The 17,624-nt window shown below is 38.9% G+C and carries 1 protein-coding gene (only partly in view); it reads left to right on the top strand.

Annotated features, from left to right (window positions below; genetic code table 11):
* Positions 1 to 17,624 carry the 3' portion of a non-ribosomal peptide synthase/polyketide synthase gene (locus tag AC3HD6_RS07615; RefSeq protein ID WP_488895799.1) on the top strand. 26,608 nt of this gene lie to the left of the window's left edge, so 17,624 of the gene's 44,232 nt are visible here — the last part of the coding sequence; the start codon falls outside the window, past its left edge; the stop codon is at positions 17,622 to 17,624.

The raw sequence follows: 17,624 nt of genomic DNA, 5'->3' as shown, positions 1-17,624 counted from the left end.
ATGTACCGATGGATCCTTCATATCCTGCAGACAGAATAGAACATATTCTTAAGGATACGGCAGCAAAAATTATTCTCGCAGAAGAAAATACATCAGAAAAAGTAAAAAATACATCAGTAGAATTTATTTCACTGGATACAATTACTTTCCAGGCTATTCTTGAAACAGTATCTTCAGAAAATCCTGTGACAGAAGTGAAACCTGAGAATCTGGCTTATGTAATTTATACCAGCGGTACTACAGGACTTCCAAAAGGAGTAATGATTGAACATAAAAGTGTAGCCAACTTAATAGAGCAGGAAGCTAAAGAATTTGGTCTGAAATCAGACTCTGTTCATAAAAACTGCCTGTGGTATGCTAACTATGTATTCGATGCGCACGTTTGGGAATTATATCCATCCATTACCCATGGGCACAGCATTTACATCCTGGAAAAAGATAAACAAACGGATCTTACTGCTTTACAGGAGTATATACATGAAAATAATATCAGTATTGCGACCATACCACCGGTACTTCTCACAAAAGACCATATTCTTCCATTAGAAATAATGGTGGTGGCAGGAGATGTTACCAATCCTCAGGTAATGAAGCTTTATAAAGAACAGGGAGTAGATCTTATCAATGCCTATGGACCTACAGAAAGTACCGTATGTGCTACTTTACACCATTACAACGAAGATGGCAATCCAGTGAATATCGGAGGTGCTATTGGGAATATGACGGTGTATGTTCTGGATGATTATCAACGTCCTGTACCTGTAGGAGCAGCCGGAGAGCTTTATGTTGGCGGAGCGGGTATTGCCAGAGGCTATCTGAATCGTCCTGAACTTACAGAAGAACGTTTTATTTCCAATCCTTTCCAAACTTCGGAACAACTCGTAAAAGGAGAGAATGGAAGGTTGTATAAAACCGGAGACTTGGTACGCTGGTTACCAAACGGAGAACTGGAGTATATCGGAAGAAACGACTTCCAGGTGAAAATCCGTGGCTATCGTATCGAATTAGGAGAGATTGAAAATACCTTACTAAGCTATCCGGGTATCCGACAGGTTGCGGTCATAGCCAAAGAAAATAAATCAGGAATTAAATATCTGGCCGGATATTATGTTTCTGATGCAATGATTGATTCAGTGCTGCTTTCGGAATATCTGTCTGAAACTCTTCCTGAATATATGGTTCCCGGAGCTTTTGTTCATTTAACAGCTTTACCATTAACCATCAATGGAAAACTGGATAAAAGAGCTTTACCGGAACCTGATTTCACCGGAAACAAAGAATATTCTGCTCCAGAAACGGAACTTCAGAAGAGTCTTGTTGAAATTTATGGAGAAGTACTGGGAATCAATGCCGGAAGTATCAGTATTCATGATGATTTCTTCAGATTAGGAGGGGATAGTATCATCAGCATTCAGCTGGTAGGAAAAATAAAACAACGTTTGGAGGTAAGGCTAAGCGTGAAAGAAATATTTTCCTCAAGAACTGCAGCAGCATTGGCGGTTCTGATGGAAGAGAAAAAATCAGGAGCTGAGGTTGAGATTCTTACAGAACAAGGAATCCTTACAGGTGAAGTTCCGCTTCTCCCTGTTCAGGAATGGTTCTTTAGTGAGAAAGAAAAGGGATACCTGGCGGATTCAAACCACTGGAATCAGGCATTCTTGATTAATGTTCCGGAACTGGATCGCAGTCTTTTAGAAAAAAGCATTGAACTTCTGATTGAAAAACATGATGCTTTCAGATTATATTATCCTCTTGAAAATGGAAATTATAGTCAGTATTATGGAGATCAGAATAGAGGGGCAAAAATCAATTATCTTGATGTTTCCAAAGTAAGTCAGAAAGAACTTTCTGAAATATTCACTACATGGCAGGAGCAGTTTGATATTGAAAAAGGACCACTTTACAATATCGGCTATATCACCGGATATCAGGATAAAACAGCAAGGATCTTCTTTGCTTTCCATCACCTTGTTATTGATACGGTGAGTTGGAGAATTATTCTTGAAGACCTCAGAAACATCTATCAGGCGATTGAAAAAGGAGAAAATTATCAGATTAAGAAAAGTAGCAGCTACCGCCAATGGGTACAAGCTATTAAAAATTATAAATATGAAGATCCAGAATCCAGAGATAAAGAACTGGCCTATTGGAGCGGCATAACCTCTGATGTAGATCAAAGCAATCAGATCCTTGAGGAAATTTCCGGTACCGAATACCATCATGATATCCTTCTTTTGGATCAGAATACTACAGAAAAACTGATTAGAGGAAGCCATCACGTATACCATACGGAAATCAATGATCTGCTGTTGGCAGCATTGTCATCAGCACTTACAGATTTCACTGGAGCATCCAGACATGCTATTGTATTGGAAGGACATGGCCGCGAAGACGTATTCACTAATCTGGATATTACGGAAACGGTAGGCTGGTTTACTTCCATGTATCCACTATTATTGGAAACAGGAAGAAGTGCGAGTGACACAGTGATATTGACCAAAGAAGCCTTAAGAGAAATTCCGGATCACGGTATTGGGTATGGAGGCCTTGTTGGCTATACTAATCACGAACTTCCGAAGATTGGATTCAATTATCTTGGACAGCTAGACCAGGAAGACCATTCTGGTGAAAAAACATGGTCTATTGCAGCAGAAGATACCGGTCTTTCAATAGGAAAAAGGAACAAAGACAGTCATATTATCAGTATTAATGGTGGAGTATTAAAAGGACAGCTTCGTTTCAGCCTTTCAGGATATCTTACTCAACAACAGGTAGAGCAGCTTGCACAATCTTTTAAAGAGCAGATTATTCATGTGGTTGAAGAACTTTCTCAAAATACCCGCAGCTTCCTTACCCGTTCGGATATTGATTATATTATAGAGGATAAACAACTCTTATCAGTTCAGGAATCGGCAGAGGTTGAGAAAATATATCTGGCAAACAGTCTTCAGGAAGGGTTTGTATATCATGCATTGAACCAGGGAGATACAGATGATGCCTATCGTGTACAATTGGTATGGGATTATCTTTCTGACATGAATGTGGAGGCCCTTAAAGAAGCATGGGCTTACACCCAGCAACAATTTCCGGCTCTGAGACTTAGATTTGACTGGAATGGAGAAATCATCCAGATTATTGATGAAAAAGGAAGCTTAGACTGGCGTTATCAGGATCTGAGTACCATGAATGAAGAAGAGCAAGAGAAATGGATTAGAGAAGCTACTCAAAAAGACCGTTTTGAAGTATATGATTTATCAAAAGGAGGATTATTCAGAGTATATTTGTTTAAACGTTCTGATAAGCATTATACCTGTCTTTTCAGTAACCATCACGCAGTGTTGGATGGCTGGAGTATGCCTATCATACTGACCAGTATCCACGATATCTACCTGAAACTTACTAAAAAACAGGATCTGAATATTGTCACAGATCATGCTTATATAAAAACTCAGGAATACCTTCAGCAGCATAAAGAGGGCAGCCGAAGCTTCTGGAATACTTATATGAACCTTCTCGAAGACCGTGAAGACCTTAGCTGCCTGCTTAAAGAATCCCAAAAACATATTGATTTGGGAACTTATCGTCAGATTAAAGATCATCAGGCTGTAAAAATGACAATCATTGAAGAGGAATATCAGCAACTGAAAAAATTTACCACTGAAAATGGTCTGACGATTAATGCTGTATTGCAATATCTATGGCATAATCAATTAAGTGTATACGGAGGCGTTGAAACTACCATAGTGGGAACAACCGTATCCGGACGAAGCCTTCCTGTAGATGACATAGAATCTTCAGCGGGTCTCTTTATCAATACACTTCCATTAATTGTACAGCATACTGAAGGCAAAGTGGTGGATATTATTTCTGATATTCAACAGCGAATCAGTGAGCTGAATACCCATAGTGATGTAAACCTTGCAGAACTTCATCAGGATGCAAGACGTATTTTCAGCAGCTTATTTGTGTACGAAAACTATCCGGTACCACAAGGAGGAGATGATAACAATGAATTAGGATTTGTTTTCAAAGATTCTGTTGAAAAACTGGATTATCCATTAGGAATAATGGCATTTGAGCAAGGAGAAAGTGTAACCCTGAAGATCAATTATGAAGGTGTTCTTTTTGAACAGCATACGATGGAGCAGCTGATTGATGGAATGAAAACAGTTCTTGCCCAAATCCTTGAAAACTGGACAATTACTTCCGATGAATTCTCATATATTTCTGATAATCAGCTTAAATTAATGGAAGGATGGAATGCTGTAGAATCAGATTATCCTTCTGATAAAAACATTCATCAGTTATTTGAAGAACAGGTGCTGAAAACTCCGGAAAATATAGCATTAGTTTATCAGGATGTTGTCTTAACATACAGAGAACTGAACGACAGATCAAACCGTCTGGCAAACTATCTGATCCAAACCTATGATCTTCAGTCGGATGAATTAGTTCCATTATGCCTGGAGCGCTCAGAAAATATGCTGATTGCCATTTTAGCAGTTTTAAAATCCGGAGCAGCCTATGTTCCAATGGATCCTTCTTTTCCTGTGGAAAGAATAGAACACATTCTTCAGGACACTGGGGCAAGACTGATTTTAGGCCAGGAAAGCACAGTAGAAAAGCTGGAAAATGTGGGTAAAGATGTGATTTCTTTAGATGAGATTACCTTTAAAGCAATGCTTGAAACCTTTGATGCTAAGACCCCTGCTACTAATACTCAACCAGGAAATTTAGCATACGTTATTTTCACCAGTGGAACTACCGGATTACCTAAAGGTGTAATGGTTGAACACAGAAATGTGGCCAACTTGATTCATCAGGAAGCTAAAGAATTCGGATTGCTGGGAACTGCTCAAAAGAACTGTTTATGGTATGCCAATTATGTATTTGATGCTCATGTTTGGGAATTGTATCCATCTATTACCCATGGACACAGTATTTACATTTTGGAAAAGGAACTTCAGACCGATTTAGCTGCTTTAAAAGACTATATCGAAGCCAATAACGTCAGTGTAGCAACAATTCCACCTGTACTTTTAACTAAAGAATATATTTTACCGTTAGAGATCCTTGTTGTTGCCGGAGACGTTACCAATCCTCAGGTGATGGCGATGTACAAAGAACATGGAGTAGACCTTATCAACGCTTACGGACCAACAGAAACTACCGTATGTGCCACGCTTCACCACTATAACGAAGATGAAAATCCGGTAAATATCGGTGGACCAATCGGAAATATGACCGTTTATGTATTGGATAATCATCATCGTATTGTTCCTGTAGGAGCGGTAGGAGAGCTATACATTGGCGGAGCAGGAATTGCAAGAGGCTATCTGAACAGAACAGATCTTACAGAAGAACGTTTCATTGCAAACCCTTTCCAGACTGAAGATCAGAAAACGAAAAGTGAAAACGGACGTTTATACAAAACCGGAGATTTAGTCCGTTGGTTATCCAATGGAGAGCTTGAATACATTGGAAGAAATGACTTCCAGGTGAAGATCCGTGGCTATAGAATTGAGCTTGGTGAAATTGAAAATCAATTGCTGGGTTATCCTGAAATCAGTCAGGTGGCTGTTTTAGCCAAAGAAAATAAGACTGGGTTGAAATATCTTGCAGGGTATTATGTGTCTGATACAGCCATAGATTCATCCTTACTGTCAGAATATCTGTCAGAATCACTCCCTGAATACATGGTTCCGGGAATCTACATTCATTTAACCTCTTTGCCGCTGACAATCAATGGTAAACTGGATAAAAAAGCGTTGCCAGAACCTGAGTTTACCGGAAGCACCCATTATGTTGCTCCTGAAAATGAATTACAGGAAAAACTATGCAAGGTGTACGGTGATGTATTAGGAATTAACTATGGAATGATCAGTATTCATGATGATTTCTTCAGATTGGGAGGAAACAGTATCATGGCTGTTAAGCTTATCAGTAAAATCAGACAGGATCTGGATCTACAGGTTAACGTAGGAATGGTATTTAACCATAAAACCGTGGCCTCTCTTTCCAATGTTTTAGCTCAGGAAAATAATAATGATAAACAAATAGAGCTTGTTCCAATCAAGGTTAATTCCCCTGAAGAGCAAAGATTATCCTTTGCTCAGGAAAGGCTTTGGTTTATAGAATCCTATGAAGGCGGAAGCAGTGCCTATAACATTCCTATCGTTACAAGATTAGATGACAGCATTCAGATCAATCTGTTTGAGGAATCTTTGAGAACGGTGATAATGCGACACGATATACTTCGGTCCATGATTCATACTACAGAAAATGGAGTAGGATATCAGAAAGTTACATGTCTTGTCCCTGAAATTAAAGTTTCAGAAGTGAAGAATGAGGAAGAATTAGAAAGTTCTATCAATAAATGTGTGAACAAAGTCTTCAGATTAGATGAAGAACTTCCTGTAGAAATCAATATGTTCAGATTGGAAGGGCAGGTTTATTTGGCTGTTGTGGTTCATCATATTGCTTTCGACGGATGGTCTACCGATGTTTTCCTAAAAGAAGTAGCCTCTGTTTATTACGCTCTTGTTGAAGGAAAAGAACCGGAACTTTCCCCTGTAAAAATTCAATACAAAGACTTTGCATTGTGGCAGCGTAATTACCTTTCAGGAGAACGCCTTGGTACTCAGATTGGGTATTGGAAGAATAAACTGGATGATTTCCAGAATCTGGACTTACCTTCAGATTTCAAGAGACCAGCTCAACTATCTTATGAAGGAGAAAATCTGTATTTCCACCTGAATAAAGAACAGGGAGAAAGACTTAGAGCTCTTTCCCAAAAACTGGGCGTAAGTCTTTACAGCCTTATGTTAGGAGGCTATTATCTGATGCTGTCTGCTTATTCCGGTCAGGATGATATTGTGGTGGGAAGCCCAATTGCTAACCGTCATCATGCAGGTCTTGAAGATATCATCGGTTTCTTTGTCAATACACTGGCATTAAGAGAGAAAGTAGATCCTGCACAGAATATCAGTGATTTTATTCTTCAGGTCTCAAAATCAGTCAATGAAGCCCAGTCTCATCAGGATCTTCCATTTGAAAAACTTGTGGATGAACTTGGTGTGGAGCAGGATACTTCAAGACACCCTGTTTTCCAGGTAATGTTTGGTCTTCAAAGTGTTGATAAAGAAGTGAAAGCAGTTGAAGGAGAAGTATTATTCCATTCTTTTGCCGGAGAAGTAGATTATAAAGCAGCCAAATTTGATTTGACAACAATGATTGACGATGACGGAGAAAACATCCGCATCATGTTCAATTATGCCAAAGCTTTGTTCAGAGAGGAAACCATTACCCGAATGGCAGGTTCTTATCAGCTTCTCTTAGATCAGATCATAGAGAACAATCCGGATAATACGCTAATCAGCAGCCTTTCATTGATATCAGAAGAAGAAACACTTCAGATAGAGCATTGGAATGCCACCCAGGAAGATTATCCGTCAGAAATGACCATTCACAAGATGTTTGAATATCAGGCTGAGAAAAACCCTGATACCATAGCTTTGGTGTATAATGATGTTAAACTTTCATATCGTGAACTGAATGAACGATCAAACCGTTTAGCAAATCATTTGATTCATCAGTACCAGCTTCAACCTGATGATCTGGTACCGCTATGCCTTGAAAGATCCGAAAATATGCTGATTGCCATCCTTGCCGTATTAAAAGCAGGAGCTGCTTATGTACCAATGGACCCATCATATCCGGCGGACAGAATAGGACATATTTTAGAAGATACCCAGGCAAAACTGGTCATTGCACAGGAAAGTACAATAGAGAAATTACAGAATATAGAAGTCATTTCACTCGATGAAGTTACCCTTAAAGCAACGCTTGAGACAGAAGTAATTAATAATCCTGTTACAGAAGTGAATTCAGGAAACCTTGCTTATGTAATTTACACCAGTGGAACCACAGGACTTCCAAAAGGAGTAATGATTGAACATGCTGGAGTAATAAACCTCATCAGATCAATGATTAAGGCACACCGACTTGAAGAATATCAGGAAGTAGGATGCTATTCCAATTATGTATTTGATGCCTTTGTATATGAAGCCTTCCCTGTATTGTGCAATGGAAATACCCTGTGGTTATACAGCAATGAGCTTAGAACCTCAGTGAATGAACTTAATGATTATATTAAAACCAACGCTATTCAAGTTTCCTTTATTCCACCAGTTCTGTTAAGAGAAATCGTGGAAAATGGTACGAGTTTAAAACTCATCTTCGCAGGAGGAGAAAGCTTCCCGGCATTGGATAAAAATATTGAAAACATTACCCTTGTTAACGAATATGGCCCAACAGAAGGAACCGTATGTGTTACCCTTCATGAGTACAAAGAAGATAAAAACCCACTGAATATTGGTGGAGCGATTGCGAATACAACCTTGTATGTTCTGGATGCTCAATACCGTCCTGTACCTGTAGGAGCGGTAGGAGAATTGTTTATCGGTGGAGCAGGTATTGCCAGAGGGTATCTGAACAGACCTGAACTTACTGAAGAACGTTTTATGGCTAATCCATTCCAGACTGCACAAGAGAAAGAACGAAATGAAAACAGCCGTTTATACAGAACAGGGGATTTAGTTCGCTGGCTGCCAAACGGAGAACTGGAATACAGAGGAAGAAACGACTTCCAGGTGAAGATCCGAGGTCATAGAATTGAATTAGGAGAGATTGAAAATACTTTGCTTCAGTTTGAAGGCATCCGCCAGACAGCAGTTTTAGCTAAAGAAAATAAATCAGGATTAAAATACCTGGCTGCTTACTATATCTCTGATTCAGCAATTGATACTAATCTTCTTTCTGAATTTGTATCAGAAACTCTTCCTGAATATATGGTGCCCGGTGCCTTTGTTCACTTGGCTGAGCTTCCGCTTACGATTAACGGAAAACTAGACAGAAGAGCATTACCGGAACCTGAATTTACAGCAGGTAAAGATTATGTAGCTGCCGAAACAGAACTTCAGTCTGCACTTTGCCAGATCTATGGCGATGTGCTTGGTCTTTTTCCGGAGACGATCAGTATTCATGATGATTTCTTCAGATTAGGTGGGGACAGTATTATCAGTATTCAGTTGGTAGGAAAGATCCGCCAACAGTTAGAAGTAAGATTAAGTGTAAAAGAAGTCTTTACAGCGCGAACTGTAGCTTCATTATCTCAGCTTATAGAAGATAAAAAACATGGCAGTGAAGCCACTATCCTTACCGAACAGGGAATTCTTACCGGAGAAGTACCACTTCTTCCGGTGCAGGAATGGTTCTTTGAACAAAAAGAATCAGGTTATCTTACAGAATTCAATCACTGGAACCAGGCGTTCTTAATCAATGTTCCTGAACTTGACAAAGTTCTTTTTGAACAGGCCGTAGAGCAATTGTTAACGAAGCATGATGCATTCAGGTTAGGATATACAGGACATACACAAGAATATAAAACAGGTCAAACTGCTCCTGAAATTAAGTATCTTGATGTTTCCGGCTTAAATGCTGAAGAACTAGCTGATATATTCACAGATTGGCAGTCGCATTTTGATATTGAAAAAGGTCCATTGTATCAGATTGGATATATCAATGGTTATCAGGACAAAAGTGCAAGAGTATTCTTTGCGTTCCATCACATCATTATTGATGCGGTGAGCTGGAGAATCCTTACCGAAGACCTGAAAAATATCTATCAGACCCTTGAAAAAGGAGAGAATTATCCGATTCAGAAAGGAAGCAGCTACCGCCAATGGGTAAAAGCTATCGGAACCTATAAAAAAGACAACCCGGAATCCAGAGATCAGGAAACCACCTATTGGAATCATATCGCTGATACAGTTGAGGAAAGCAATTCAACACTATCTCAACTGATTACTGAAGGTTATCACCATGGTCATCTTCAGTTGGATAAAGAATCTACAGGAAACCTTATTCGTGGAGTACATCACGTATATCACACCCAGATCAATGATTTGTTATTGTCTGCTTTAGCTTCAGCTCTTACTAAAGTTACCGGAGATCAGCGTCATGCTATTCTATTGGAAGGGCACGGACGTGAAGAAGTATTCAGCCAGTTAGACATTACCGAAACAATGGGTTGGTTTACCACCATGTATCCGGTGCAGTTGGAAACAGGAAAATCAGTAAAAGAGACTGTTGTTCTCACCAAAGAATCTTTAAGGAGTATTCCAAATAATGGAATTGGATATGGTAGCCTGATAGGATACATCAACCGTGAATTACCGAAGATCATCTTCAATTACCTAGGTCAGCTTGACCAGGATGATACATCCGGAGATAAAACGTGGTTCATTGCGGCTGAAAACAGTGGTGCCGGAGTGGGAGCTTCCAACCGAGACAGCCATTTTGTAAACATTAATGGTGCTGTAGTTGACGGGCAGCTTAGATTTGGAATCTCAGGATACCTTTCTGATGAAAAGATCACCCTTTTAGCCGATAGTTTTAAACAGAACCTTGAAGCCATTATCAAGAACCTTTCAGAAGAAAACAGAAGCTATCTTACAGTATCAGATGTAGACTATATAGTAGAAAACGCTCAGCTTTCAGCCGTTCAGGAGAAAGGAGAAATAGAAGGCGTATATCTTGCGAACAGCTTACAGGAAGGCTTCGTGTACCATGCCCTGAATCAGGGAGAAAAAGATGATGCCTACAGAGTACAGCTGATGTGGGATTATCAGGCTAAAATCAATACAGAAAAGCTTAAAAAATCCTGGGAATTAACTCAGACGCAGTATCCATCTCTAAGAATCCGGTTTGATTGGAATGGAGAAATTGTACAGGTAATTGACAAAGAAGGTCAGCTAGACTGGCGATACGAAGATATCAGTGTGATGTCTGAAAAAGCCCAGGAAGATTTGATCCAGAAAATTACAGATAACGATCGTCTGGAAGGATATGATCTTTCTAAAGGAAATCTTTTCAGAGTGTATCTTTTCAAACGAAGCGAAGAATATTACAGCTGTCTGTTCAGTAATCACCATGCTATTCTGGACGGGTGGAGTATGCCTGTTATCATGAATAGTGTTCATGATGCCTATCTGCACCAGCTTCATGGTCAGGAGCCAACTTTATTGACGGATTCTGCATATGCAGCAAGTCAGAAATATTTACAGGCTAATAAACAGGCAGGGCGCAGCTTCTGGAATCAGTATATGACCCTTCTTGAAGACCAGGAAGACCTGAAAAGTCTTGTAAAAGAAGACCAGAGACAGATAGATTTAGGAACTTACCGCCATATTAAAGACCACCAGAAAGTAACAATGCTGGTGAGCGGAGACCAATACAATAGTCTGAAAGATCTTACAAAAGCTCATGGATTAACAGTAAATGCAGTAATGCAATACTTATGGCACAGTCAGTTAAAACTGTATAGCGGATTGCAGACCACAGTAGTAGGAACAACCGTTTCAGGAAGAAACTTACCTGTTGATGGTATAGAATCCTCAGCCGGATTGTATATCAATACTCTGCCATTAATTGTAAGTCATGAAGAAGGAAGTGTGGTAGATCGCATTATGGAAATCCAGAACAGAATCAGTGAACTAAATTCTCATAGCGATATTAGCCTTGCAGAGCTTCACCATGATGGGCGCCGTATTTTCAGCAGCTTATTTGTATATGAAAATTATCCGGTACCAAAAGGAGGCGGAAATAATGAGCTAGGTTTTACCTTCAGAGATTCCGTTGAAAAACTGGATTATCCACTTAGCATAATGGCTTCTGAACAAGGAGATCGTGTGACGCTGAAGATCAACTATGAAGGCTTTATTTTTGAATCAACAATGATGGAGCAGCTTGTAAAAGGAATGGAATTGATGTTGGATCAGATCGTAAAAGATCCTGATATAAACTCAAATAACACTTCATATATTGTTGATAATCATGTTGATTTGTTGAGTTCCTGGAATAATACTGAAGACTTAACAATCTCATATAATACAACCCTTCATCAGCGATTTGAAGAGCAGGCGGCCAAAACACCGGATCATACTGCATTGGTTTATAAAGATATCCGATTATCTTATAAAGAGTTGAATGACAGATCAAACCGCCTGGCAAACTATCTGATTCAAAACTATGATATTCAGCCGGATGATCTTGTTCCGCTATGTTTGGAACGTTCAGAAAATATGATGATTGCTATTTTAGCAGTATTAAAATCAGGAGCAGCTTATGTTCCAATGGATCCTTCCTATCCAACGGAAAGAATAGAGCACATTCTTACAGATACGAATACCAAAATCATCATAAGTGAAGAAAATACAAAAGATAAAGTACAGGTACTGGACAAAGCTGAGGTGATTTCCTTAGAAGATGTGAATCTACAGCTGGCTGTTGATGGAATGTCATCAAAAAATCCGATTACTTCGGTAACTCCGGAAAACCTAGCCTATGTAATCTACACCAGTGGAACCACTGGACTTCCAAAAGGAGTCATGATTGAGCATAGAAATGCAGTTAATGTAGTAAATCAGGTAAGAGAAGCCTATGGTTTCAGTGAAGGTAAAAAGATAACTGCTTATACCTCATATGTTTTTGATGTTTCAGTGTCTGAATTCTTCAATACATTATTGTTCGGAAATGAACTTCATCTATTGGATGAAGAAACGAAAAAAGATGCAGATTCTATAAGCAGATACCTGTTAACCAATGAAATTGATTACGCGTATTTACCACCTGTAATGCTTTCCGTATTGCCACGTATAGAATACACGGATCTTAAAGGATTACTGTATGCAGGAGAACCTTGTGATTATGAAACAGGTAAATACTGGTCAGAATATACTCAACTTTATAACCTGTATGGCCCAACTGAAGCAACGATCTATGCAACGTATAAAAAAGTAGAACATGGCGATGTACAGCTTATAGGCCGCCCTGTACGAAATTCTATAGCCTATATTTTGGATGGTTATGGTCGTTTACTTCCTGTAGGAGCCATTGGAGAACTTTATCTTGGTGGAGCAGGCATTGCCAGGGGTTATCTGAACAGAGAAGACCTTACAAAAGAAAGATTTGTTGATAATCCTTATCAGACTGAAGAGCAGAAGAAAACCGGTGAAAACTCACGTTTATACAAAACCGGAGATTTGGTTCGCTATTTAGCGGATGGAAACATAGAATACATTGGCCGTAATGACTTCCAGGTGAAGATTCGAGGATATAGAATAGAGCTGGGAGAAATAGAAAACAGACTTTCCCAATATCCGCAAATAAAACAATCTGTGGTACTGGCTAAGGATAATACGAATGGAATGAAATACCTTGCCGGCTACTATGTTTCAGATACTGCATTAGAGATAGAAAAGCTCACTGCATTTTTATCAGAAACATTGCCGGAATATATGATTCCTTCTGTTTTTATTCATTTAAAATCATTGCCATTAACCATCAATGGTAAGCTAGATAGAAAACTATTACCTGAACCTGAATTTACGGGCGGAAATGAATATACCGCTCCAATGAATGACCTTCAGGAAAAGCTTTGTACGATTTATGGAGAAGTATTAGGAATCAACCCGGAATATATCAGTATTCATGATGATTTCTTCAGATTAGGCGGAAACAGTATTATGGCCATTAAGCTTATTGGTAAAATTAAACAGGAGCTAGGATTACAGGCTAATGTGTCAATGGTATTCAACCATAAGACCGTTGCTTTATTGGAAGGAGCATTAACAACCGGAGAGATTGCTGCCGAGGGAATTGAAATACTTCCTGTTGAGGTTAGCTCACCGGAAGAACAAAGATTATCCTTTGCTCAGGAAAGGCTTTGGTTTATAGAATCTTATGAAGGGGGAAGCAGTGCTTATAATATTCCAATGACCGTTACTTTGAATACAAAAACGGATATTAAGGCTTTAGTTAAGGCTTTGGAGACAGTAATTCAACGTCATGAAGTCCTTCGCACGTTCATTATGACAACAGAAAATGGAGTAGGTTATCAGGTAGTAACCGATCTTCTTCCGGAAATCAGAGTAATAGAGGCAGAAAACAGGGACGAGTTAGAAGAATTAGTAAATAAAGCTGCGCATAAAGTATTTCGTTTGGAAGAAGAAATCCCTGTAGATATCAACATTTTCAGATTAGATAATACCAATTATCTTTCAGTGGTTATTCATCACATTGCTTTTGATGGATGGTCTACCGATATATTCCTGAAAGAAGTATCTGAAACCTACCAGGCAATGGCAGCAGGACAACAACCTAAGCTTCCGAAATTAACAATCCAATACAAGGATTTTGCATTATGGCAGCGTAAATATCTTTCAGGAGAACGCCTTGACCGTCAGATTAACTATTGGAAAACAAAGCTGGATGACCATCAGAGCTTAGATCTTCCGGTCGATTTCCACAGGCCTGCTGAAATTTCCTATGAAGGAGATACCCTCGGATTCAATATTCCAAAAGACATCGCCTTTGGATTAAAAGAAGTATCTAAAAACCTTGGGGTAAGTTTATACAATGTGATGCTGAGTGGTTACTATCTTGCTCTTTCTGCCTATTCAGGTCAGGATGATATCATAGTGGGAAGTCCAATGGCCAACCGTCATTATGCAGGCCTTGAAAACCTTATCGGATTCTTTGTCAATACATTGGTGTTGAGGGAAAAGATTGATCCTAAGCAAGAGATCAGAGACTTTATTCTGCAGGTGTCAAAATCCGTAACAGAAGCACAATCTCATCAGGATCTTCCATTTGAAAAACTGGTAGAAGAATTGGGAGTTGAGCAGGATACTTCAAGACATCCGGTATTTCAGGTGATGTTTGGACTTCAGACCAGCAATGGAGGTGAGGCTGCAAATCAAAGTGAAGAAGCTATTTTCCAACCTTTTGATGGTGATATAGACTATCAGGCTGCGAAATTTGATTTGACTACGATGATTAATGAAAGCCCTTACGGAATTCAGATGTCCTTCAACTATGCAACATCTTTATTTAAAAAAGAAACCATAGACCGTATTGCTGACACGTATCAATATCTGTTGAGCCAGATTGTAGAATTTGGAGTGTCCAATGTTAAAAATCTGAAAATAGGAGAAATGTCCCTGTTGTCAGAAACAGAAAATAAGCAGATCACAGAAGGATTGAATGATAACAGAAAAGCATATCAGGATAAAAACACCATTCATCAGCAGTTTGAAGCTCAGGTTTCTAAAACACCTGATGCTCCAGCTTTGGTATATCAGGATGTTAGATTATCTTATAAAGAACTGAATGATAGAGCTAATCAATTGGCCAATTACCTTATCAAAGAATACCAGCTTCAGCCGGATGATTTGGTTCCGCTATGCCTTGAACGTTCTGAAGAGATGTTGATAGCCATTCTTGCCGTATTAAAAACCGGAGCAGCTTATGTTCCGATGGATCCTTCATACCCTGCAGAAAGAATCATCCATATTCTAAAAGATACAGCAGCTGAGGTTATTCTTACTCATGAAGAAGTAAAACATAAATTAAATGAGATTTCTTTGGATGTAAATCTGGTTTCATTGAACAGCAGAGAATTGGTTGATAAGCTGGCAGCAACAGATCATCATAATCCTGTTACTCAGGTATCCTCAGATAATTTAGCCTATGTGATTTACACCAGTGGAACCACAGGACTTCCAAAAGGAGTAATGATTGAACATACAGGAGTTATCAATCTGATAGATACCATGACGGAAGTTCATCAGCTTGAAAAATATCAGAATGTAGGCGTGTACTCCAATTATGTGTTTGACGCCCTTGTATACGAGATATTCCCGTCTTTATGCAACGGAAATACCCTTTGGTTGTACAGCAATGATTTGAGAACCTCAGTAAATGATCTTAATGATTATATCAAAGCAAATGCAGTAGAAGTTTCCTTTATTCCACCAGTCCTGTTGAAGGAAATCGTGGATAATGGAACAAGCTTGCAACTGATTCATGCAGGAGGAGAAAGCTTCCCGGCTTTAGATAAAAATATTGAGAACATTACCCTTGTCAATGAATATGGACCAACGGAAGGAACAGTATGTGCCACACTTCATAACTACAAGGAAGATAAAAATCCATTGAACATTGGAAAAGCGATTGCGAATACAAGTTTATATGTTCTTGATAACCAATATCGCCCTGTTCCAACAGGAGCAGTAGGTGAGCTATACATTGGTGGAGCTGGTATCGCCAGAGGATATCTGAACAGACCTGAACTTACAGAGGAACGCTTTATGGCAAATCCATTCCAAACGGAAGATCAGAAAGAAAGAGGAGAAAACAGCCGTTTGTACAAAACAGGAGATTTGGTACGCAGATTAGCCAATGGAGACCTTGAATATATGGGAAGAAATGATTTCCAGGTGAAAATCCGTGGTCATAGAATTGAGTTAGGTGAAATTGAGAACACGTTGCTAAGTTATGAAGGTATTCGTCAGGCTGCCGTATTGGTAAAAGAAAATAAAGGTGGAATAAAATATCTGGTTGGATATTATGTATCTGATCCTGTAATTGATCCACAGCAGCTTTCAGAATTCCTGATGGAAACTCTTCCGGACTATATGATCCCGAATGTTTTTGTTCATCTTGAACAGCTTCCTTTAACCATTAACGGCAAATTGGATAGAAGACAGCTTCCTGAACCTGAATTTACAAGGATCTCAGAATATGCCGCTCCTGTAAATGAATTACAGAGACAATTAGCAGCAATTTATGGTGAAGTTTTGGGTATTGATCCTCAAAGTATAAGCATTCATGATGATTTCTTCAGATTAGGAGGAAACAGTATTATGGTGATTAAGCTGATAAGCAGAATAAGAGCTTTATTGGATATTCAAATCAAAATCCTGGATATTTTCAAAGAAAGAACCATCAGCAAATTATCGGTAATTTTTGGCAGAAATGACAAAGAATATAAAACGGTTTCAACGTTGGGCGGGATTAATAACCAACCTAATATTTTCCTTATTCATCCTGGAAATGGAGGGAGCGAAGTATATCAGTCTCTTGCGGAACAGCTTAAATCAGATTATGACTGCTATGGAGTAGACTCTTATAATCTGTACCATGAAGAGAAAATTGATAACCTTAGCAGGCTGGCCAATTATTATTTGGAACACATGGATGTAATACAAAAACAGACCCAACAGGAAGAATACATTTTGCTGGGCTGGTCTTTAGGTGGAAATATTGCCTTGGAAATAGCTGCTGAACTGGAAAAAAGAGGACATCAGAAAATTAAAGTCTATTTGCTGGATACGATTCTGTATGCATCAGATCAGACATTAATAGATTTCCTTTCATTCCCTACAGATGAAGAACTAAGCAATAGGCTGGCCGTACCGATTGGTGACAGTTATTTTATAGCCACCAAAAACTTTATGTCAGCTGAATTTATGATTGCTAAGGAACCTATTTCGCATAATCTGAACTCAACCCAGGTTGTATTATTGAAAGCAATGCAGAGCGGAGATACATTCAATGAATCATTTAATAACCACATTAAAAATTCAATGTATAATAATATAGACTCGATCGTGGAAAACAGAGATTTACTTTCTGTGTATCCTATTGAAGCTTCGCATCAGATGATGTTGGAGAAAGAAGAGCAGATCCTGGATATCATTAATCAAACCGTTGGAAAATAA

This window comes from Chryseobacterium sp. II3a (genome assembly GCF_057815135.1).
Note: the sequence above shows the minus strand (reverse complement) of the source record. Positions and strands in the feature narration are given on the sequence as shown.